Origin of the sequence: Nocardia salmonicida NBRC 13393, from assembly GCF_001613085.1 — a bacterium.
Classification (GTDB): Bacteria; Actinomycetota; Actinomycetes; order Mycobacteriales; family Mycobacteriaceae; genus Nocardia; species Nocardia salmonicida.
The window spans coordinates 69,319-88,483 of the sequence record NZ_BDBR01000036.1 but is presented as its reverse complement, the minus strand read 5'-3'; the positions used below and the strand labels follow the sequence as shown (position 1 = coordinate 88,483).

20 protein-coding genes and 3 tRNA genes are annotated in these 19,165 nt (G+C 65.8%); 15 read left to right on the top strand and 8 right to left on the bottom strand.

The annotated features are described in order from the left end of the window. The first annotated feature begins 10 nt into the window (after window positions 1-10). Genes NS1_RS28780 through NS1_RS28770 form a run of 3 tightly spaced genes read left to right on the top strand, consistent with a single transcriptional unit; the run spans window position 11 to window position 3,136 of the window. The gene (locus NS1_RS28780; protein ID WP_174562692.1) at window positions 11-1,768 is read left to right on the top strand and encodes a replication initiator; all 1,758 of its coding nucleotides are present in this window, start codon (window positions 11-13) and stop codon (window positions 1,766-1,768) included. A 13-nt stretch (window positions 1,769-1,781) separates the two neighbouring features. Continuing rightward, window positions 1,782-1,973 (top strand): helix-turn-helix domain-containing protein, encoded by a 192-nt coding sequence (locus tag NS1_RS28775; RefSeq protein ID WP_062989476.1) that lies wholly within the window; start codon window positions 1,782-1,784, stop codon window positions 1,971-1,973. Then, window positions 1,973-3,136, top strand: a complete 1,164-nt coding sequence (locus tag NS1_RS28770) for a tyrosine-type recombinase/integrase (protein ID WP_062989475.1) — start codon at window positions 1,973-1,975, stop codon at window positions 3,134-3,136. Before NS1_RS28775 ends, NS1_RS28770 begins: the two co-directional genes overlap by 1 nt. A gap of 99 nt (window positions 3,137-3,235) precedes the next feature. On the opposite strand, the gene NS1_RS28765 is transcribed toward NS1_RS28770, so the two are convergent. The 3 genes from NS1_RS28765 to NS1_RS28755 form a co-directional block, all read right to left on the bottom strand. Then, a tRNA-Arg gene (locus NS1_RS28765) sits at window positions 3,236-3,308 on the bottom strand. A gap of 40 nt (window positions 3,309-3,348) precedes the next feature. Then, a tRNA-Ser gene (locus NS1_RS28760) sits at window positions 3,349-3,438 on the bottom strand. Window positions 3,439-3,531: 93 nt separating this feature from the next. Next, window positions 3,532-4,248: a dienelactone hydrolase family protein gene (locus NS1_RS28755; RefSeq protein WP_062989474.1), complete on the bottom strand. Its 717-nt coding sequence runs from the start codon at window positions 4,246-4,248 to the stop codon at window positions 3,532-3,534. A gap of 89 nt (window positions 4,249-4,337) precedes the next feature. Here NS1_RS28755 and hisC point away from each other — a divergent pair, with 89 nt between their 5' ends. From hisC to NS1_RS28735, 4 genes are all read left to right on the top strand, one after another. Next, window positions 4,338-5,414, top strand: a complete 1,077-nt coding sequence (gene hisC / locus NS1_RS28750) for a histidinol-phosphate transaminase (RefSeq protein ID WP_062989473.1) — start codon at window positions 4,338-4,340, stop codon at window positions 5,412-5,414. 319 nt (window positions 5,415-5,733) lie between these two features. Continuing rightward, a complete protein-coding gene (locus NS1_RS28745; RefSeq protein WP_255284734.1) occupies window positions 5,734-6,840 on the top strand; it encodes a nitric oxide synthase oxygenase in 1,107 nt (368 codons plus the stop codon). A gap of 170 nt (window positions 6,841-7,010) precedes the next feature. Beyond that, a complete protein-coding gene (locus NS1_RS28740; RefSeq protein ID WP_062989472.1) occupies window positions 7,011-7,790 on the top strand; it encodes a DUF2382 domain-containing protein in 780 nt (259 codons plus the stop codon). Window positions 7,791-7,950: 160 nt separating this feature from the next. Beyond that, window positions 7,951-8,319 carry a nuclear transport factor 2 family protein gene (locus tag NS1_RS28735; RefSeq protein ID WP_062989471.1) on the top strand — a complete coding sequence of 123 codons (369 nt, stop codon included), beginning with the start codon at window positions 7,951-7,953 and terminating at the stop codon, window positions 8,317-8,319. Here the strand turns inward: NS1_RS28735 and NS1_RS28730 are convergent, their stop codons facing one another. Then, on the bottom strand, window positions 8,320-8,661 hold the full coding sequence (locus tag NS1_RS28730) for a Rossmann-fold NAD(P)-binding domain-containing protein (RefSeq protein WP_062989470.1): 342 nt from the start codon (window positions 8,659-8,661) through the stop codon (window positions 8,320-8,322). A gap of 106 nt (window positions 8,662-8,767) precedes the next feature. On the opposite strand from NS1_RS28730, the gene NS1_RS39450 reads away from it, so the two are divergent. After that, entirely contained in the window at window positions 8,768-8,890 is a 123-nt protein-coding gene (locus tag NS1_RS39450; protein ID WP_084504586.1) for a winged helix-turn-helix transcriptional regulator, read from the top strand. A 560-nt stretch (window positions 8,891-9,450) separates the two neighbouring features. Here the strand turns inward: NS1_RS39450 and NS1_RS28720 are convergent. Together NS1_RS28720 and NS1_RS28715 are read right to left on the bottom strand one after the other, a co-directional pair. Next, the gene (locus tag NS1_RS28720; RefSeq protein ID WP_255284733.1) at window positions 9,451-10,149 is read right to left on the bottom strand and encodes a YdcF family protein; all 699 of its coding nucleotides are present in this window, start codon (window positions 10,147-10,149) and stop codon (window positions 9,451-9,453) included. A 41-nt stretch (window positions 10,150-10,190) separates the two neighbouring features. Next, window positions 10,191-10,278: transfer RNA gene (locus NS1_RS28715), tRNA-Ser, on the bottom strand. A gap of 84 nt (window positions 10,279-10,362) precedes the next feature. Here NS1_RS28715 and NS1_RS28710 point away from each other — a divergent pair. Further along, complete coding sequence (locus NS1_RS28710) at window positions 10,363-11,346, top strand: NAD(P)H-quinone oxidoreductase (RefSeq protein WP_062989467.1); 984 nt, start codon at window positions 10,363-10,365, stop codon at window positions 11,344-11,346. Window positions 11,347-11,375: 29 nt separating this feature from the next. Here NS1_RS28710 and NS1_RS28705 read toward each other — a convergent pair whose 3' ends face one another. Further along, window positions 11,376-12,578, bottom strand: coding sequence for a cysteine desulfurase-like protein (locus NS1_RS28705; RefSeq protein ID WP_056822759.1), 1,203 nt, complete (start codon window positions 12,576-12,578; stop codon window positions 11,376-11,378). A gap of 86 nt (window positions 12,579-12,664) precedes the next feature. Between NS1_RS28705 and NS1_RS28700 the strand changes: the two genes are divergently transcribed. From NS1_RS28700 to rsgA, 6 genes are all read left to right on the top strand, one after another. Further along, entirely contained in the window at window positions 12,665-13,243 is a 579-nt protein-coding gene (locus tag NS1_RS28700) for a bacterial proteasome activator family protein (protein WP_062989466.1), read from the top strand. A 252-nt stretch (window positions 13,244-13,495) separates the two neighbouring features. Continuing rightward, complete coding sequence (wzm, locus tag NS1_RS28695) at window positions 13,496-14,383, top strand: galactan export ABC transporter permease subunit Wzm/RfbD (RefSeq protein WP_444980741.1); 888 nt, start codon at window positions 13,496-13,498, stop codon at window positions 14,381-14,383. Between the two features lie 12 nt (window positions 14,384-14,395). Continuing rightward, the gene (gene wzt / locus NS1_RS28690) at window positions 14,396-15,238 is read left to right on the top strand and encodes a galactan export ABC transporter ATP-binding subunit Wzt/RfbE (RefSeq protein WP_056822194.1); all 843 of its coding nucleotides are present in this window, start codon (window positions 14,396-14,398) and stop codon (window positions 15,236-15,238) included. Beyond that, the gene (glfT1, locus tag NS1_RS28685; protein WP_235569866.1) at window positions 15,235-16,329 is read left to right on the top strand and encodes a galactofuranosyltransferase GlfT1; all 1,095 of its coding nucleotides are present in this window, start codon (window positions 15,235-15,237) and stop codon (window positions 16,327-16,329) included. The genes wzt and glfT1 overlap by 4 nt, the downstream gene beginning before the upstream one ends. Before the next feature lie 64 nt (window positions 16,330-16,393). Continuing rightward, window positions 16,394-16,930 carry a hypothetical protein gene (locus NS1_RS28680; protein WP_245661570.1) on the top strand — a complete coding sequence of 179 codons (537 nt, stop codon included), beginning with the start codon at window positions 16,394-16,396 and terminating at the stop codon, window positions 16,928-16,930. A 237-nt stretch (window positions 16,931-17,167) separates the two neighbouring features. Further along, window positions 17,168-18,199: a ribosome small subunit-dependent GTPase A gene (rsgA, locus tag NS1_RS28675; protein WP_062989465.1), complete on the top strand. Its 1,032-nt coding sequence runs from the start codon at window positions 17,168-17,170 to the stop codon at window positions 18,197-18,199. Between the two features lie 46 nt (window positions 18,200-18,245). On the opposite strand, the gene NS1_RS28670 is transcribed toward rsgA, so the two are convergent. Then, window positions 18,246-19,163 (bottom strand): GNAT family N-acetyltransferase, encoded by a 918-nt coding sequence (locus NS1_RS28670; protein WP_062989464.1) that lies wholly within the window; start codon window positions 19,161-19,163, stop codon window positions 18,246-18,248. Between the last annotated feature and the right edge of the window lie 2 nt (window positions 19,164-19,165).

Below are 19,165 nucleotides of genomic sequence, written 5' to 3'. Positions count from 1 at the left end.
AGGCCGCACCATGTCTGACAACACAACCGGCACGGCCTCTCTCGGCCGTCCTGACCGCGCTACCGCCCCTGCCGCAGCAGTGAAGCCGAACCGGGAAACCGCCGCTGACCGGCGAGCAATGCCTGACGTCATGGACATCGCCGAAGCCGCCGCCGAGAAAGAAGGCGTGTGCGCTCGCGTTGTCCCAATGCGGGCCTTCGATCCGATCGCCGCCCGGACCACCTACGTCGGTGCCCCGTGCAAGTCCACCGTCGCTTCGACCTGCCCAGCCTGCGCCAAAGCCAACAAGTACCTGCGACAGACCCAGCTGCGCGAGGGCTGGTGCGCTGAACACGAACCCGTGCACACCGAACCCGTCGTCACCGAAGCACAGACACAGGTGCTGGCCGCTCGCGCTGAACAGTTCGCCGCCTACCACGATGCCCGCCGCACTGGTGAACACGAACTCGCCGAATCGATTCGGGCTCTGGTGGCCGACCTCGATACCGAGCTCCGCGAACTCGGCGTCCGTGGCCGACTGCCCGCCCTCGATGAAAAACCGCGCCGCAAAGCCAAGTCCACCCGTCGCCGTGACGATCTCCCGGACCTGCCGCGTAACAAGGTTGCCAAGGTCACCGTGGGCACCGCCTACGCAAACGGCAAATACCGTCCCTCGACGTTCTTCACGCTGACCCTCGGCTCGTACGGGCGGATCAACCAGGTCCGAGACCCCGAGACCGGGAAAATGGTCTCGGAGGGCTCCCCGGTCGATCCCGACAGCTACGACTACGCCCGCGCTGCTCGCGACATCATGCACACCAAGGCACTGTTCGACCGCTGGATGCAGAACCTTCGGCGCGCGGTCGGCTGGAACGTGCAGTACTTCGGCAGCGTGGAAGCCCAGAAGCGAGCAACCCCGCACCTGCACTTGGCCATTCGTGGTTCCATCCCGACCAAGCTGCTCTACCAGGTCACCGCGGCCACCTTCCGCAACATCTGGTGGCCCCACTTCGACCGCGAGGTCTACACCGGCGACAACATGCCCGTCTGGGACCATTCCGCCGGCACTTTCGTCGACCCCAAAACCGGCCGCCCTCTGACTTACTGGGATGACGCGCTGGCCGTGATGGACACCGTTGACGAACTCGACCCGGCCCACACGCTCAAGTTCGGTGGCCAGTCCAAGGCCGTGCAGATCCTCGCGGGCACACCGGAGATGGACCGCAAGGTCGGCTACATCACCAAGTACCTGACCAAGTCGATCAGCGAAACCCTCGAAACCGACAGCGCCCGAACCGAACGCCACTACGACCGCCTGCACGCCGAGCTGCAAAAGACGCCGTGCTCGAAGACGTGCGCGGTGTGGTTGCGCTACGGCATCGTCCCCAAGGGCGCCACCGAGAAGACCCAGCCGGGCCGCTGCCGGGGCAAGAACCATCGCCGCGACCTGCTCGCCGTCCCTGGCCGTCGGTGCGTCACGTCCAACGACTGGACCGGCAAAACCCTGCCTGACCACAAAGCCGAACGGCTCGACTTCGTCCGCCAGGAGCTCGCCGAGATCGGGATCATTCCGCCGGATACCTCGCACCTGCGGATCACTCCGGTCCGCCCTGGCGACAAGGACGCGCCCCCGCGGTCGCATCTGATCATGGCGCTCGTCGCGAACCGGATCAATCAACGCGCGGAATACACGATGGCCCGTCTCGCTAGAGATGAAGGACCACCAGGTGTTTCACGTGAAACGGTTGTGCCACAAGACATTTCGTTCGTTCAGCAATCCGCTGCATAGGGAGGAACCCGTCATGTCCAAACTGCTCAATGAGGCCGAGGTACGCAAGCTGATCCCGATCGGGCACAGCAAGTACTACGAGCTGATCGGCTCCGGTGCGCTGCGCTCGGTCAAGATCGGTCGTCGTCGGCTCGTGTCCGAACAGGCCGTCGCCGACTACATCGCCGAACTCGATCAGGTGCCCGTAGTCGATCAGGCCGCCTGATGCCGCGTCAGAGAATGTCCCCCGGCGAGTGGGGCAAGATCACCGTCAAGCAGACCGGTCCCGGCCAGTTCACCGCCCGCACCTACGTGCGCGATGAGGATGGTGAGCGACGCCAGGTCGAACGCAGCGGTGCCAGCGAAGAAGCTGCTCGGCGAAACCTGCAGGGGCACTTGAAAAAACGAACAGCACCCGTAGCCGATGCCGTTATCACCGATCGCACGACGCTGGCCGAGTTGTTCCCGATCTGGTTGGCGACCAAGACCAAGCTCAAGCGGCAATCACGGGAGCTGTACCAACAGTCATGGGACCGGCATGGGCGCAAGCAAATTGGCGCTCTGCGCGTTCGGGAACTGCCTACCAGTCGGGCCGAAAGGCACCTCAGCAAGCTCGCTGCTCGATCGGAGTCGAACGCCAAGACATTCCGGGTGGTGCTGGTCGGCATGTTCGCTCTGGCCGTGCGGTACGACGTGCTGCCGGTGAACCCGATCCGGGAGACCACCCGCACCGGGGGCAAGCAATCCGGTGCCCGTGCCCTCACTCCTGACGAGTTCGCCACGGTGAGGAAAGCGGTCAATGCCTACCGTGACCGTGAGAAGGGTTTCGGACCTCGGCCCGGCCGGAATCTGCCCGAGTTCGTTGACGTGTTGGTCTCGACCGGCTGGCGACCGAATGAGGTGCTGTCGCTGCGGTGGTGTGAGGTCAACCTGACGGCCGACCCGCCGACGGTGACGACTACCGGGACCATGATCGACCACGGCAAGGTCAAGGGGCAGCCGCTCCACCGCCAGGACACCCGGAAAGGCGATGCACCCGACCACACGGTGATCCTGCCCAAGCTCGCGGTGCAAGCCCTGAACTCCCTGCGCCCGAAGGACCCCGATCCCGATGGTCCGGTGTTCGCCAACCGCAACGGCGAGTGGATGAGCTTGGCGAACATGCGTCGGTCGCTGCGGGCCGCGCTGCCCGAGGATCTGAAGTGGGTCACCCCGCGCAGCTTCCGCCCGACTGTCGCGACGGTGGTCCGTGACGACCTCGGCCCGGCTCAAGCACAGGCCCAGCTGTCCCATGCCAAACTGGATACGACCGAGCGGCACTACCTCGAACGGCGGACTATCGGACCGGACGCTAGGAAGGCCCTCGACAAGTTCACGCAGGGAAAGTAGCGGATCGTTTGTAGTGGGAAAGTAGTGGATCTGGCGAGATTTCCCCGAAACTAAAAACCGCCCCTCACCGGAAATACCTGGTGAAGGGCGGTTTTTTTGTGCGCCCGAAGGGATTCGAACCCCTAACCTCTTGATCCGTAGTCAAGTGCTCTATCCGTTGAGCTACGGGCGCATGGTCGTGCATCTTCAGTTGTTACCCAGCGAACTGGGTGTGGCGGAGGCGAGAGGATTTGAACCTCCGGTCCCCGTGAAGGGACAACTCATTAGCAGTGAGTCCCATTCGGCCGCTCTGGCACGCCTCCTGGAGCCTTCTCTTTCGAGGGCACCGGTCCTTGTCGAACCGCCGGGAATGAAGATTACACGAGCAGTCGTAGTAGTCCAAAACGCCTGGTCAATCAGCGTAAATTGCTGTCGAACCAGTCGTAGATACGGGTCTGGGAATCGATGCGGATGGCGGCGGCCGCCTCGTCCTCGGGATCGGGGCGATCGGCGCGGTGACTCAGGCCTGGATAACTGATAGTGAGACTGGCCACATCCGCCTTCGCCGTGGCCTCGCGCAGGCGGTCGACCGCCTCGGGCGGGGTAGCCGGGTCGTCGGCGCCGAAGAGGCCGAGCCAGGGAGCTTGGAGGTCGGCGGCGACATCGACCAGGGCGGCGTTCTGATCGGGGAGCGGTTCGGTGATACCGGGGGCGGACACGCTCACCGCGGCGCCGATCGGGCGGGTGGCCGCGACGAGGAAGGCGGCGGTGCCCGCGCTGTCGAAGCCGAGGACGCCGATGGTGTCGGGGAAGACGCCGCGACCGGTGAGCCAGTCGAAGCCGGCGTCGAAGTCGTCGAAGAGCTCCTCGCCGAAGACTTCCTGCACCAGCGGGTCGGCAATGCGGTCGAACAGATGTGGCGCGACGACGATCCAGCCCTCGGTGGACAACGCACGCATCAGGTCGAGCAGCTGGGACGAGAATTCACGGGATTCGTGCAGGACAACGATGCCGCCGCGGGCCACCCGTTCGGGCTCGACCACCGTGATCGGCACGGCAGTGCGTCTCGCGACGGTGTCCGTGTCGACATCAACCGGCCGCAGGGGGGCGACATCGTCGTAAGTGCCCGGCATAAACCCAGCGTAGGCGGCAGAACTGGACTTGGGTAGGCCTAGAGGGCCGCGCCGCATGTCGTGGCGGCCGATCGTCGTAGGGTGGAGGCGTGACCGCGCACATCCGTCCCGACCTCGCCACCATCCCGGCCTACGTTCCCGGCCGTAACCACCCCGATGCGGTGAAGCTCGCGTCCAACGAGACCACGTTCGGTCCGTTGCCGAGCGCTACGAAGGCGATCGCGGAGTCCGCCGAGCAGGCCAACCGCTACCCGGACAATCAGGTCAGTGAGCTGCGGGCGGCGCTGGCCGAGTTCCTCGATGTCACCGTCGCCCATGTCGCGGTCGGCTGCGGCAGCGTGGCACTGTGCCAGGAACTCGTGCAGATCACCTGCGACGCACCCACCGACGAGGTGGTGTTCGCGTGGCGCTCGTTCGAGGCGTATCCGATCGTCACGCAGGTGGGCAACGCGACCGCGGTGCAGGTGCCACTCGCCCCTGGCTATCTGCACGATCTGGACGCGATGGCCGACGCGGTCACCGAGCGCACCAAGCTGATCTTCGTCTGCAACCCGAACAACCCCACCGGCACGGCCCATGGGCGTGCCGAACTGGAACGGTTCCTCGATCGAGTACCCCCGCACGTTCTCGTCGTGCTCGACGAGGCCTACTACGAGTACCTGCGACTGACCCCGCAGACTCGCCCCGACGGCGTCGAGATCGGCCGCACCAGGCCGAATGTCGTTGTACTGCGCACTTTCTCGAAGGCCTACGGTCTGGCCGGGCTGCGCGTCGGCTACGCGGTGGGCGATCCCGAGGTCATCGCCGCGCTGCTGAAGGTGCATATCCCGTTCAGCGTGAACCGGATCGCGCAGGTCGCCGCGATCGCCTCGTTGCAGGCGCGGGGAGAGTTGCTCGATCGCACGGATGTGCTGGTGGCACAACGGCATCGGCTCCGTGATGCGTTGCTGGCCGCGGGCTACGAAGTGCCGCCGAGCGAGGCCAATTTCGTGTGGTTGCCCCTGGGCGAGCGCAGTATCGAGTTCGCCGAGGCGAGTGCCCGTGCGGGAGTGCTGGTTCGGCCGTTCACCGGGGACGGCGTGCGGGTGACGGTCGGCGATCCGCACGAGAACGAGCAGTTCCTCGAATTCGCCACCGCACCCGAAACGGCGGCCCGATTCCGTTAGTTCGGGACAGGGTCAGCATCCCTTGACGCTGGTTTGCGGTGGGATTACCGCGAATTGGAGCACACTGCCAGCACACCGGTCGTAGGCTGGCTCGAAACTGATTTCGGTGTTCGAACAGGATGAATATGTATGCGGCGACGACCGACCGATTACCTGGTCGACGCGCGCCACCGGTCGAGTGAATGTGTTCTCGGCGGGCAATCTTCCCGCGACGGAGGGTACGCCCGCACGGCCCCGCACCCTGCTGCCCGACCGGAGATGTACCGTGAACCAGAGCTCTCGCCCCGCAGTCTGCGAAAACCAAACCCCTACAGCCATATTGGCAGCGGAGGTCGCGGTTACCGCGCCGCCGCCGATCGAGCTGGATCGCCGTTTACGCGACTGCGACGAGTTCTTCCGCTACCCCGAACTCGGGCATCTGCCCACCCAGCGTCGCCTCGGCGCGCTCGCCGAATTGCGTGATACCGGCACCTACACACAGACCGCCGAAGAGATTCTGATCGGCGCGAAATTGGCGTGGCGCAACCACGCTCGCTGCGTGGGACGCAAACATTGGCGATCGCTGAAACTGCTCGATGCCCGTCTGGTTACTTCTGCGCGGGAACTTTCCGAAGTGTGCTGGCAGCATTTGCGACTGGCGACCAATGGCGGCGCGATTCAGTCGATGATCACGGTCGGCCCGGCGGCAGTGCCCGGCCGTGGTGAATACCGGATCGAGAGTTCGCAGCTGATCCGCTACGCCGGATACCCGAACGGTGACGGCACCGTCACCGGCGATCCGGCCAATATCGCGGCCACCGAGCAGGCGCTGGAGCTGGGCTGGCGCGGCGAACGCACGCCGTTCGACGTGCTGCCGGTGCTGATCAGTACCCCCACCGAGGACGTGCAGTATTTCGACGTTCCACGCGAGCTGGTCCGCGAGGTCGACCTGATCCATCCCGACTACCCGTGGTTCGCCGCGCTCGGCCTGAAATGGCATGCGCTGCCCGCTGTTTCGAACATGGATCTGGATGTGGGCGGGGTTTGCTACCCCTTCGCCCCCTTCAACGGCTGGTATGTCGGCACCGAGATCGGCGCACGCAACCTCAGCGACGCCGATCGCTACAACATGCTGCCGCTGATCGCCGACATGATGGGTCTCGACACCTCATCGGTGCGGACGCTGTGGCGGGACAAAGCCCTGATCGAGCTAAATCATGCTGTGCTCCACAGTTTTCGAGCCTCCGGTGTACACATGGTCGACCACCACACCGTGGCCAAGCAGTTCTGCGATCACGTGCAGCGCGAGGAAGCCGCGGGGCGCGCGTGCCCGACCGACTGGAGTTGGGTCAATCCGCCCATCTCCTCCGGACTCACGCCCACCTTCCATCGATACTACGACGCACCTGACCTGGACATTCGACCGAATTTCGTCCGCCGAGATTGATCTACGGCGGGTTGTTTGGCCCGTGCGCGGCCGGGTATTTGCTCTCATGTAGCCAAGCCCGGTCGTGCCGGGCGCTGCGGACCGACTGATCGCCCAACAACCCAGCGGGACCGACGAACGGACCTCACATGTCCGCGTTCGGCCTCCGCGTCAGGTAGGAGGGAATCATCATGACCAAGGCAACCCTGGAATCGCTGATCGGCGCCACCGCCTATGACGATCACGGCGCCAAGATCGGCAAGGTCAAGCAGATCTACATCGACAACAACTCCGGCTCGCCGACGTGGGCCGCTGTCTCGACCGGACTGTTCAGCCACGACTCGCTGGTACCGCTGGCAGGCGCCGAGCATCAGGCCGACGACGACACCCTGAAACTGCGCGTCGCCAAGGAGCAGGTGAAGTCCGCGCCGCACCTCGACGACGGCGGCCGGATCAGCGCTGAGTCCGAGCAAGAGCTGTTCGAGCACTATCACGTGGATCCACGGGCCGCGGGGTGGAATACCTACGGTCGCCCGCAGATCCGCCCCGGTGACGAGATGCCGATGACCCACGGCAACCCCGCGCAGGCCAGGCACACCGACGACTCGATGGTGCGCTCGGAGGAGCAGCTGCGCGTCGATACCGAGAACGAGGAAGTCGGCACCGCACGGTTGCGCAAGTACGTGGTCACCGAGGAACAGACCGTCAAGGTGCCGGTCACGCACGAAGAAGTGCACATCGAACGGGAGCCGATCAACGGTGACCGTACCGGTCGCACCACGATCGGTGAGGACGAGCGCGAGGTCACGCTGCACGCCGATCAGGTACACGTCGAGAAGGACGCCGTCCCGGTGGAGCGGGTGCGGCTCGCGGTCGACGAGGTCGCCGAAGAGCGGACCGTCTCCGAGTCGGTCCGCAAGGAACGCGTCGAGACCGAGGGGGTCGACGACCGGCGCCGCGAGGCGCCCTAGCCCCCACAGCGCACCGTTCGATCAGTCGAACCAGCCGCCCACCATTCGGTGGGCGGCTGGAGGTCCGAGCGGGTTTCGCCCGGTCGCGGGCGAGCGTAGGGTTCTCATACGGGCCGAATCGCCCTGGTCCGGCTCGTTTCGATGAGCGAGGGAGACCCAGATGAGCACCGCGTCCAGCTCAGGATTCGATGCCGATGCACTGCGCCGCGGAATCGAAAGCCGCGATGCCGCAACACTGCTGACGCTCTACAGCGACGATGCCGAGATCCGCATGGTCGACCACCGCGACCAACCCAGCCATCCCCGGGTGATGCACGGCCGCTCGGCGATCAGCGCGATGTTCGACGACGTGTGCGCCAGGGAGATGACCCACTCCCTCGACAGCGTCCTGATCGACGGCGATCACATCGCCTTCGTGGAGTCGTGCCGCTACCCGGACGGCACCCGCGTGCTGTCGCATTCGATGGCCGACCTGCGCGACGGCCGCATAGTCGACCAGACCTCGATCCAGGCGTGGGACGAAGAGTAGTCAGCGGAAATCTGTGACGTGGTCGGCTGCCCACCGGCGGTAGTCGCGGGCCTGCGATCCGGTGACATCGTGCACCGTTGTGGTCGCGGTGCCCGGTGTGTCGACGTACCCGGCGAGCCCGTTCAGCACTACGCGGGCGATGCCGGGTGGGAGCCAACCCGTGTGCGCCACCGCCGCTTCGGGGCTGATCTCCTCCCAGACCAGCATGCGTCCGAGTGCGGCGCCGATGGCTTCGACCTGGTCGATCCGGCTCAGCGGGGCCGGGCCGGTCAAGACGTACTTCGCCCCGGCGTGCCCATCGGCGGTCAGGGCACGCACGGCGACCGCCGCGATATCCGCCATGGGCAAACCGTACGAAGGGCACTTACTTCTGGAAAGGACATACCCACAAGTAAGCTCATGACATGACGGTAGGAGTCCCGGACAGCGAGCAGACACCGAATACGGCCTGACCGAGCGCACAGTCGAACACACTGTGCCGCCACGGGTTTCCTACGCGCTGACACCGATGGGTCACGAGGTAGCCGACAAGCTCCATGGTCTGTTGGAGGGTCGTATGCGCGGGTTGTGACCGCTGCGTGGCACCTTCGGGAGTGGTTATCGCTACGAGTAGTGATCACAGTCGGCGTGCAGTGGCGGGGTGTAGGTCGTCGTGAGGCAGGCCCGGCACGTGTGCGTTCGATGGTGACCACCGATCCGAATACAGGGCACCGCACCGATGAGTACCTGACCGGGGCCGAGCCGGTGACCGTTCGGACAGTAGCGGGGAGTCGGTTCAGTCCAGCGCCCATTGCGCAGATAGAGCCGGCTCGATTCGCACATACGTTCGATTATCTACCGGACTCTCAGCGGATGCGATCCGGCCTCGGGCGATGGGGCCGACCACCACATCTGCCACCCACCTGATCACTATTTCCGCCACCTCGACGAGTGCCGCGATTGCGCCTACGCGGCGTGGGAAGATCGCGGCACCTTCACGATTGCAGGACAACGGTTTTGAAGGTGTCGATGACCACCGGTGCAGATGCGGACATGACGAAGCCAGCGCGCTCGAGCGGATCGTGGCGGGTACCCCTTGCTCGGGTTCGACCCGTCAGCCGACCGCGTGGTGCTTCTGACAGATCCAGTAGGTCAAGTGGGGAGCAGTCGAGATGTGTACCCGGCGTTGACGAGTCGGTTGTAGGCGTCCTTGACCGCAGTTGGAACATCTTGCTCGATAGCCCAACCGCGCTCGGGGTACAGCCAGATGCGCTGGGTGTCGCCGACCAGCATGTCGATGACTCGATCGACGTGGCCGATAGCGGCAATGTAGTCGTCGAGTTCGAGCGGGAGGGACGAGCAGATGACCTCGACCTCCGGCCAGTGTTTGCGAAATATGGCGTAGCTACGTCGCTGCTGGTACGGCCTCGATATGAGGGTGGCGGTTCGGATCGAGTCGGCCAGTCCGTGATCCGCGAGCACGGCGCGTGTGAAATCGATGTTCTCGCTGGTGTTCTCGGCTTTTCGTTCGAGAAGGATTGCTTCGGAGGGCACTCCTCGCTCGATGGCATGTTCCCTGTAGTGCACGGCTTCGCCCAGTGGGAATCGTTCGACTGTTGTCGGGGCGTTCGCGCCGGTGAACACGATGAGTGGGAACATGCCGGCCTGAAAGAGCTGTGCGGTGTGGGTGGCAACGCCTGGATCATGGCTACCGAGACCGATGCCGACGTCGGTCGGTCGGATGTCATGGTTGAGTTGGTTGTACTGCCACAGCGTCTCGACATCGGGGCGAACCGCGGCGGGACAGGCGGGCGTCGGCATCGGCGGCAGCTCTCGGTCGGTGTACGACAAACCGTGACGCGCCGCAAGTCCGCTGGCTGACCTGCGGTCTTTGGCGGAGACGGAGGGATTTGAACCCCCGATGGTTTTACCCATGCTCGCTTTCAAGGCGAGTGCATTCGGCCGCTCTGCCACGTCTCCCTGCCCTGGATCGTAGCTGATCGGGAGATCAGAGGCGGCGTGGGTTCTGGTTCCGTGACGTCGGCGGGGGCAGGATTGCACCCCATGTATGCGATTCAACTGAACGGGTTCGGCGGGCCGGAAGTCATGGAGTGGACCGTGGCGGTCGATCCGGAGCCGGGGCCCGGTGAGGTATTGGTGGAAGTTGCCGCGGCGGGGGTCAATCGGGCGGATGTGATGCAGCGCAGGGGGTTCTATCCGCCGCCTGCCGACGCCAGTTCGATACTCGGGCTGGAGTGTTCGGGGACGATTGTGAAGTTGGGGGCGGGGGTCGCGGACTGGCAGGTCGGGGATCGGGTGTGCGCGTTGCTGGCGGGAGGTGGGTACGCGCAGTTGGTGGCGGTGCCGGTGACGCAGCTGTTGCCGATTCCGGACGGGATGGACGCGATCGCGGCCGCGGGGTTGCCGGAGGTGGCGGCGACGGTCTGGTCGAATCTGGTGATGACGGCGGGCGTGCGGTCGGGGCAGCTGGTGTTGATTCACGGTGGCGGCGGCGGGATCGGGACACACGCGATCCAGGTGTTGCGAGGGCTCGGGGCCCGGGTGGCGGTGACGGCCGGGTCGGCCGAGAAGCTGGCCAAGTGCGCCGAACTGGGGGCGGAGATCTTGATCAATTATCGGACCGAGGACTTCGTCGCGGTGGTCGCGGAACAGGGCGGCGCCGACGTGATCCTCGACAACATGGGTGCGGTCTATCTGCAACGCAATGTGGAAGCGTTGGCCCCGCACGGACAGCTGGTGGTGATCGGCATGCAGGGCGGCACCACCGGCGAGCTGAATGTCGCGACGCTACTGCGCAAGTGGGGCTCGGTGCACGCGACGAATGTGCGCAGCCGCCCGCGTGTGGGTCCAGGCAGCAAGGCCGAGATCATCGCGGCGGTCCGCGCCCAGCTGTGGCCGCAGGTGGTGGCGGGCGAGATCGTTCCGGTGATCTCCACCGAACTGCCGGTCACCGAAGCCGCCCGCGCGCACGAGATGCTCGACGACTCACAGACCTTCGGCAAGGTGATCCTGCGCGTTGGTGACTGAGAGCCACGCCGAGCGCACGGACGCGCGGGTTATTCGAGGGCGCTGAGGGCGCGACCGAGCTGGTCGATCTCGTGGCGGGTCGTATAGGGCGCCAGACCGATCGTCACCGCACCGCCCTCATCGTTCACGCCGAGCGCGTCGAGCAGTCGACTCCCGCCGTGTACCCCGCTGACCGTGCCGATCCTGGCATCGGCCAGCTTGGCCGCCACCTTCTCCGCCTGCATCCCGGCCATCGTGAAACTGACCGTCGGGATGCGGGTGGAGGCGCGGCCGATCACGGTGAGGTTGTCGACCTTCTCCAGTACCTGCATGAGGTGGTCGAAGAGCTGGTCGTGATAGTCCTGCAGCGAGGTGATCGACATCTCGAGGCGTTCGCGGCGGGTGCCGGTGGCGCGTTCGTCGAGTCCGGCGAGGAAGTCGATCGATTCGGTGAGCCCGGCCAGCAGGGCGTATTGGTGTCCGCCGACCTCGAGGCGTTCAGCACCCTTGGCATAGGGGTTGAGCGACATCGAGGGGATGCGGTCGAGGAACGCGGGGTCGCGGAAAACCAGCGCGCCCACCTGCGGCCCGCCCCACGACGGTGCGCTCAGCGCGACCACGTCGGCATTGAGGTCGTCGATGTCGATCAGCGCGTAGGGCGCGGCGCCGAACGCGTCGGCCACCAGCAGTCCGCCCACGTCGTGCACCCGATCCGCCGCCACCCGGACGCCGGGCGCCGAACCCACGATCGGCGATGCGGCGGTGAGCGCGACCAGGCGCGCGGTGGGGCCGATCAGCTCCTCGAACTGCCACGACGGCATCTCACAGGTCTCGATCTCCACTTCGGCCCAGCGCACATGCGCGCCGTACCGGTTGGCGATGCGCAGCCACGGGGCGACGTTGGCCTCGTCGTCCAAGCGGGAGAGCACGATGCCGGTGCCGAGGCCTAGGCGTGAGCTCAGTGATTCGGCCAACCAGGCCAGCAGTACCGCACGATCGGGGCCGAGCACGACGCCGGCCGGATCTCCGCCGACCAGATCGGCGACCGCTTCCCTGGCGGCGTCGAGAATCGCGCCGCTGCGCGATGCCGCACCATGGCGGCCGATATGGGAAAACGAGGAGGTACGGAAACCCGTTGAGACGGCGCGAGATACCGAATCGGGAACCAGCATTCCCGCCTGCGGGTCCAGATGGATCCAGCCGTCGCCCAGGGACGGTATCAGGCCCCGAACCCTCGCGACGTCATAAGTCATGGTGGCCACTTTAAGGGCAGGGGGCCTCCCGGTGTAACCGCGTAGGGGTTTTAGCGCGAAGCCGGCGCACGCGCAATGATGGGGATATGACGCACTCGGAGGATGTCCCCGAATCCATCGTCGTGATCGGTCCCGACGGCCGTCCACTGACCGTGCCCGCCGACGCCGACAACGCGTCCGCGTTCACCGCACAGGTCGTGCCCGACGACGAGAAGGCCGCGAGCGAGTCGGCCGAGTCGCTGACCGACATGGTCGAGCAGCCGGCCAAGGTGATGCGCATCGGCACGATGATCAAGCAGCTTCTCGAAGAGGTTCGCGCCGCACCGCTCGACGACGCCAGCCGCTCGCGCCTCAAGGAGATCCACAAGTCCTCGGTCCGCGAACTCGAACAGGGTCTCGCTCCGGAACTCCGCGAGGAACTCGAACGCCTCACCCTCCCCTTCACCGACGACTCGGTGCCGTCGGACGCGGAACTGCGCATCGCCCAGGCTCAGCTCGTCGGCTGGTTGGAGGGCCTGTTCCACGGCATCCAGACCGCGCTGTTCGCCCAGCAGATGGCCGCTCGCGCCCAGTTGGAGCAGATGCGCCAGGGCGCGCTGCCGCCCGGGATGCACGCGGCGGACGTCAAGGCAGGCGGCCATGTGGGCGGCGGTCAGTACCTGTAAACCCCCCGAGTCTCTTGTTCGCGGCCCGCCTCGATCTGGACTGAGTGGAGGGTGCGACGAAGGAGTACCCGGAGGGAGGGAAGATCGAGGCCCCCCGGGGCCGCGAACACCCGGCGCCAGCCGGAAAACAACCCTGTAAGGTCGGGGACCGTGCCCGCCGCTGCCGCTCGTCCTGATTCGGTCTCCGATCGCAGTGACGTGCGTACCGAAGAGAGCCCCGTGCATTCCCAAGACACCCCCACCGAGGCAGAGCTGGCCGAAGCCGCCGCTGCCGAGCACACCGCCGACGCGCCACTGCTGGTGAAGACGCCGATGGTGTCGGATTCGCAGACCTTCGGGCGTGCGTTCAAAGACATGCGGGAGGGCTTCCATCAGCGGGAGCTATGGCTCTCGCTGGGCTGGCAGGACATCAAGCAGCGGTATCGCCGGTCGGTGCTCGGTCCGTTCTGGATCACCATCGCGACCGGCTTGCAGGCGCTGGCGATGGGTCTGCTGTATTCGACGCTGCTGGATCAGCCGATCAGTGAATATCTGCCGTACGTGACGGTGGGCTTGATCGTCTGGAACGTGATCAACGGGGCAATCCTCGAGGGTTCCGACGTTTTCATCGCCAACGAAGGCTTGATCAAGCAGTTGCCGTCGGCCTTGAGCGTGCACGTGTATCGCCTGGTGTGGCGGCAGTTCCTGTTCTTCATCCACAATGCGGCGATCTACGCGGTGCTGGTGGTGGCGTTCTCGATCTGGCGCGATCTGGATTGGTCGTTCCTGCTGGTGATCCCCGCGATCCTGCTGCTGTTCCTCAATGCCATGTGGGTGACGATCGTCTTCGGCATCTTCTCCACCCGCTACCGCGATATCGCCCCGATCCTGGGCTCGATGACGCTGATGCTGTTCGTGCTGACCCCGGTGATGTGGTCGACGAAGGCGCTGGAGAACTCGGTCGGCGGTGCGGGCGAACGCGCCAAGCTCCTCGAGATCATCCCCACCTATCACTACCTGGAGATCGTGCGCGCTCCCCTGCTCGGCGAACCGTCGGAGTGGCATCACTGGGCGGTCGTCTGCGCGTTCACCGTCGTCGGCTGGGCCGTCGCGGTCCTGGCGCTCAAGCAGTACCGTGCCCGCGTCCCGTACTGGGTTTAGGAGCAGTTCTCGATGAGCCGTGTGAGTATCGAAACCCATGAGGCGTGGGTCGAGTTCCCGATCTTCGACGCCAAGTCGCGGTCGCTGAAGAAGGCGTTCCTCGGCAAGGCGGGCGGCGCGATCGGGCGCAACAGCTCCGATGTGGTGGTGGTCGAGGCGCTGCGCGACATCAACCTCTCGCTCAAAGAAGGCGACCGGGTGGGCCTGGTCGGCCACAACGGCGCGGGCAAGTCGACGCTGCTGCGGCTGCTGTCGGGCATCTACGAACCCTCGCGCGGCAGTGCGCGCATCCGCGGCCGGGTGGCCCCGGTGTTCGACCTCGGCGTCGGCATGGACCCGGAGATCTCCGGCTACGAGAACATCATCATCCGCGGCCTTTTCCTCGGCCAGACACGCAAGCAGATGATGGCCAAGATCGACGAGATCGCCGACTTCACCGAGCTGGGCGAATACCTGTCGATGCCACTGCGCACCTACTCCACCGGTATGCGGGTGCGGCTGGCGATGGGTGTGGTCACCTCGATCGATCCCGAGATCCTGCTGCTCGACGAGGGCATCGGCGCGGTCGACGCGGAATTCATGAAGAAGGCGCGCACGCGGCTGCAGTCGCTGGTCGCGCGTTCGGGCATCCTCGTGTTCGCCAGCCACTCCAACGAATTCCTCGCCCAACTCTGCGATACCGCGATGTGGATCGACCACGGTCAGATCCGCGAACAGGGCGGGATCGAGGACGTTGTGCGAGCGTATGAAGGGCCCGAGGCGGGTAATCACGTGGCACAGGTGCTGCGCGAACTGGAGACCGAGGGCGCCGGCGGCGCGGCGGGCGAGAAGAAGTTGGAGCAGAATCAGGTATGAGCGGTCAACGTGACGAGGCTGCCCCGGCTGCCGTGCCGGGTGGGTTCAGCATGACCGACCGACTAGAGGCGACTCCGGCACCCGTCGAACCCGCCGCAGTGCTGCCCGATGATCTGGAGCCCGCGCAACCCGTTGTACTGGCCGACGACGCGGAGCTGCCGGTCGGCGCTGAACCCGCCGACATCACGACCGACACCGGCCCGACCGCGCGGATCATCGCGGTGGTCGTCACGCACAAGCGCCGCGAGCTGCTCGCCGAATCGCTGAAAGTGCTCGCCTCGCAGTCACGTCCGGTCGACCATCTGATCGTTGTCGACAATGCCAACGAGGACGCGGTGGCCGAGCTGGTCGCGCAGCAGCCGATCGAGGCCACCTACCTGGGCTCACGCCACAACCTCGGCGGCGCGGGCGGTTTCGCGCTCGGCATGCTGCACGCGCTCACCCAAGGTGCGGACTGGGTGTGGCTGGCCGACGACGACGGCCGCCCCGACGGCCCCGAAGTGCTCGCGAAACTGATCGACTGCGCGCGCAGGCACAACCTGGTCGAGGTGTCGCCGGTGGTCTGCGATATCGACGAACCGGATCGTCTCGCGTTCCCGCTGCGCCGTGGCGTGGTGTGGCGGCGGCTGCGTTCGGAGCTCGGTGACGAGGACTTCCTGCCCGGCATCGCGTCGCTGTTCAACGGCGCGCTGATCTCGGCGAAAGCCGTGGATCTGATCGGTGTGCCCGACCTGCGCCTGTTCGTGCGTGGCGACGAGGTGGAGGTGCATCGCCGCCTCGTTCGCTCCGGGCTGCCTTTCGGCACCTGTCTGCAAACCGCCTACCTGCATCCCAACGGCGCCGAGGAGTTCAAGCCGATCTTAGGCGGGCGGATGCACACCCAGTACCCGGACGACCCGGTGAAGCGCTACTTCACCTACCGCAATCGCGGTTACCTGATGTCGCAGCCCGGTATGCGCAAGCTGCTGCCGCAGGAGTGGATCCGCTTCTCCTGGTTCTTCCTGGTGACCCGCCGCGACCCGGCCGGGCTCAAGGAATGGTTCCGGCTGCGCTCTCTGGGCCGCAACGAGCACTTCGGTAAACCCGACTAGCCCCTGAAACTAGGGGGTAGTTCCCTCTGGCAACAATCGGCGGTTCGGTCCTACTATGCGAAACGTGACCTTCGCAAAGAGTTTTGCCTCCGCCGCGGCGACCGTGCTCGCCGGCGCCGCGCTCTGTCTCGCCGCACCCGGCACCGCCCAGGCGGACGACACCTGCCAGCTCGGCTGGTCCAATGTCGGCCCACGCTCCTGCGTGATGAACCAGCTTCGGACCGCGCCGGTGGCGACCCTGGGCAACGGCGTCTGCGTCGGCATCCTGAACGTGGCGGGCACCGCGTTCGACGGACCGCTCAATTCCCCCAGCGTGGCCCCCGGCGCCACCCACAGCATCGCGCTGACCCTCTCGCAGGGATTCTCCCCGCTCGGTAACTGGGCGCCCACCTTGCTGGCCTGCGATGTGAACGTCGTCGTCGACTGGAAGAACCTGGACAACGGCGCCACCGGCTCGGTGACCCGCTTCGTCCCGGCCGACAAGACCAGCACCTACCCGGTCCAGGACGTGATCGCGAACACCGGCCCCGGTCGGGTCCAGGTCACCGTCCGCACCGACAAGCCCAACCTTCCCCAGACAACCGAGGTCTTCGTTCCCTGATCGACCGTCGCACAGTCGACCTCACCAGGGCGAAAAAAATAGGTTGCTCTGCCCCAGAGCGTTGGGGCAGAGTGAGGAAATCGAACGTTGGAGAGGAGGTGGATGTCCGTGAGTACACACGTGTGGATTGCCGTGGCCGGGTGGCGCGATTGTGCGCCTGCCCAGGTTGCTCCGGACATCACCTCTACTCGCTGAACCCCTCGTTCGGGTTCGGCACCCGACGAAGGATTTCTTACAATGGTCGACTACGACCTGCTCGTCCCTTACGGCTGGACCGAAGCCGTAGCTTCTGAATATCTGCCGCTCCTCGGCGATCTCGCGCCTGCCCGCATCGTTCGGATGGACCGCAGCGAATGCGATGTGGTCACCCCGCACGGCCAGGCGCGCGCTTCCTGCCCGCGTGACATCACCGGACTGTGCACCGGCGATTGGATCGGGCTCGATGCCGAAGGCACTGTGCGACAACTGCTCCCACGGCGCTCGGCGATCATGCGATCGTCGGTGTCGGGGCGCTCGGTGGCACAGGTGCTCGCCACCAATGTGGATACCGTGCTGATCTGTTCTGCCGCCGACGGTGATGTCGACCTGGGGCGGATCGAACGGATGCTCGCGCTGGCCTGGGAGAGCAATGCCCAGCCGGTCGTTGTGCTCACCAAAGCCGATGCGGCGGACTATCTTCCGCTCGACGAGGTGCGTGCGGTCGCGCCCGGCGCGACCGTGGTGGCGGTCTCTGCCGCCGTCGCGGTCGGTCTGGACGTGCTCACCGCTGTGCTCAGCGGCACCGTCGCCTTGATCGGGCCGTCCGGTGCGGGCAAATCCACCCTCGCCAACGCATTGCTGGGCGCGGAAGTGTTCGCCACCAACGTGGTTCGCGCGGTGGACGGCAAAGGCCGCCACACCACGGTGCACCGTGAGCTGCGACCACTGCCCGGCGGCGGCACGCTCATCGACACTCCCGGCCTGCGTGGCATCGGCCTCTACGACGCCGCCGAAGGCATCGGCAAGACCTTCAGCGACATCGAATCCCTCGCCGCCGATTGCCGTTTCGCCGACTGCGCCCACGAGACCGAACCCGGCTGCGCGGTACAGGCCGGACTGGCGGACGGCACCATCACCGAACGCAGGCTGACCAGCTATCGCAAACTCGCCAGAGAGAACGAGTGGATGGCGGCCCGCACCGACAAGCGCCTGGCCGCCGAACGCGAACGAGTCTGGCGCGACATCAGCAAACAGCAGCGGAAGAACTACCGCGAACGCGGCCGCCGCTGAGCCCGAGCAGTCGATCATCAGGCACGCACAGTGCCTGATGATCTCGCTAATCCTCTTCGAAGGTGACGTGGGCGCGTTGGGACGCGGTGGCCTCGGCCAGATCGATCAGGTAGTCGATGGTGCCCTGGTCGGAGCCGAAGTGATTGCTGGCGTAGTAGGAGTAATTCACCATGAGTCGGCCGTCGTCCGTGGGCACCGCGAGCGCGGGACGGTTCTCCGCTCGTGACCAGCTGTGGTCGATCTCCAGCCCGCCGCCCACCGAGCGCAACTCGCTCCCGGACAGGGCCAGCGTCCAGCGGTTCTCCGGGCCGTGACCGAGGTATTCCTTGACATAGATCGTCCGGAATCGTGCGGTGACCACCCGGCCGTCTGGCAGCAGGATGAACGGGACCTCACCCTCGGCGTACAGGTGGCCGGGCTCGGGATCGTCGTGCAGGTCGAGATGCCACAGGTCGTTGAGTCGTGGTGCGGGCCAACCCTTTTCCGCGGCTTCGGCACGCAGCGACGACCAGTGCCCGGCCTTACGCCGCTCGTAGGCGAAGTCGATGACATGGGAGCCGATGTAGCGCTCCACGGTCGTGAACACATCCGGGTCGGCCTGGTTCGGCTCGCTCACCGATACTCCCGCGGCGCTTGCTAGCTCCTGTAGGGCGGAGTGCAGGTCGGCGCCCGCGCCGGTGCCGCGCGCCGACTCGGTGATCAGGAATTCCGAGATCCGTAGATCGCCCGCCGACCACTTGCTCGGTTGGAACAACTCGTAGGTCGCGAAACCGAGCGGTGTTTCGTCCTCGACGATCAGCAGTGGCGCCGGCCGCCAGACGGAGTAGTCGTTCTGGGTGAGCCGCCGCGTGCGGCGCACGATGTCGGCTGGACGGTGCACCTCGAAATGCGCGTGCAATTCGGCGAGCAGCCCGGCGGCCGCCTCCGCGTCAGCAGCGGAGGCGGCCCGGACGAAACGGGTCATGG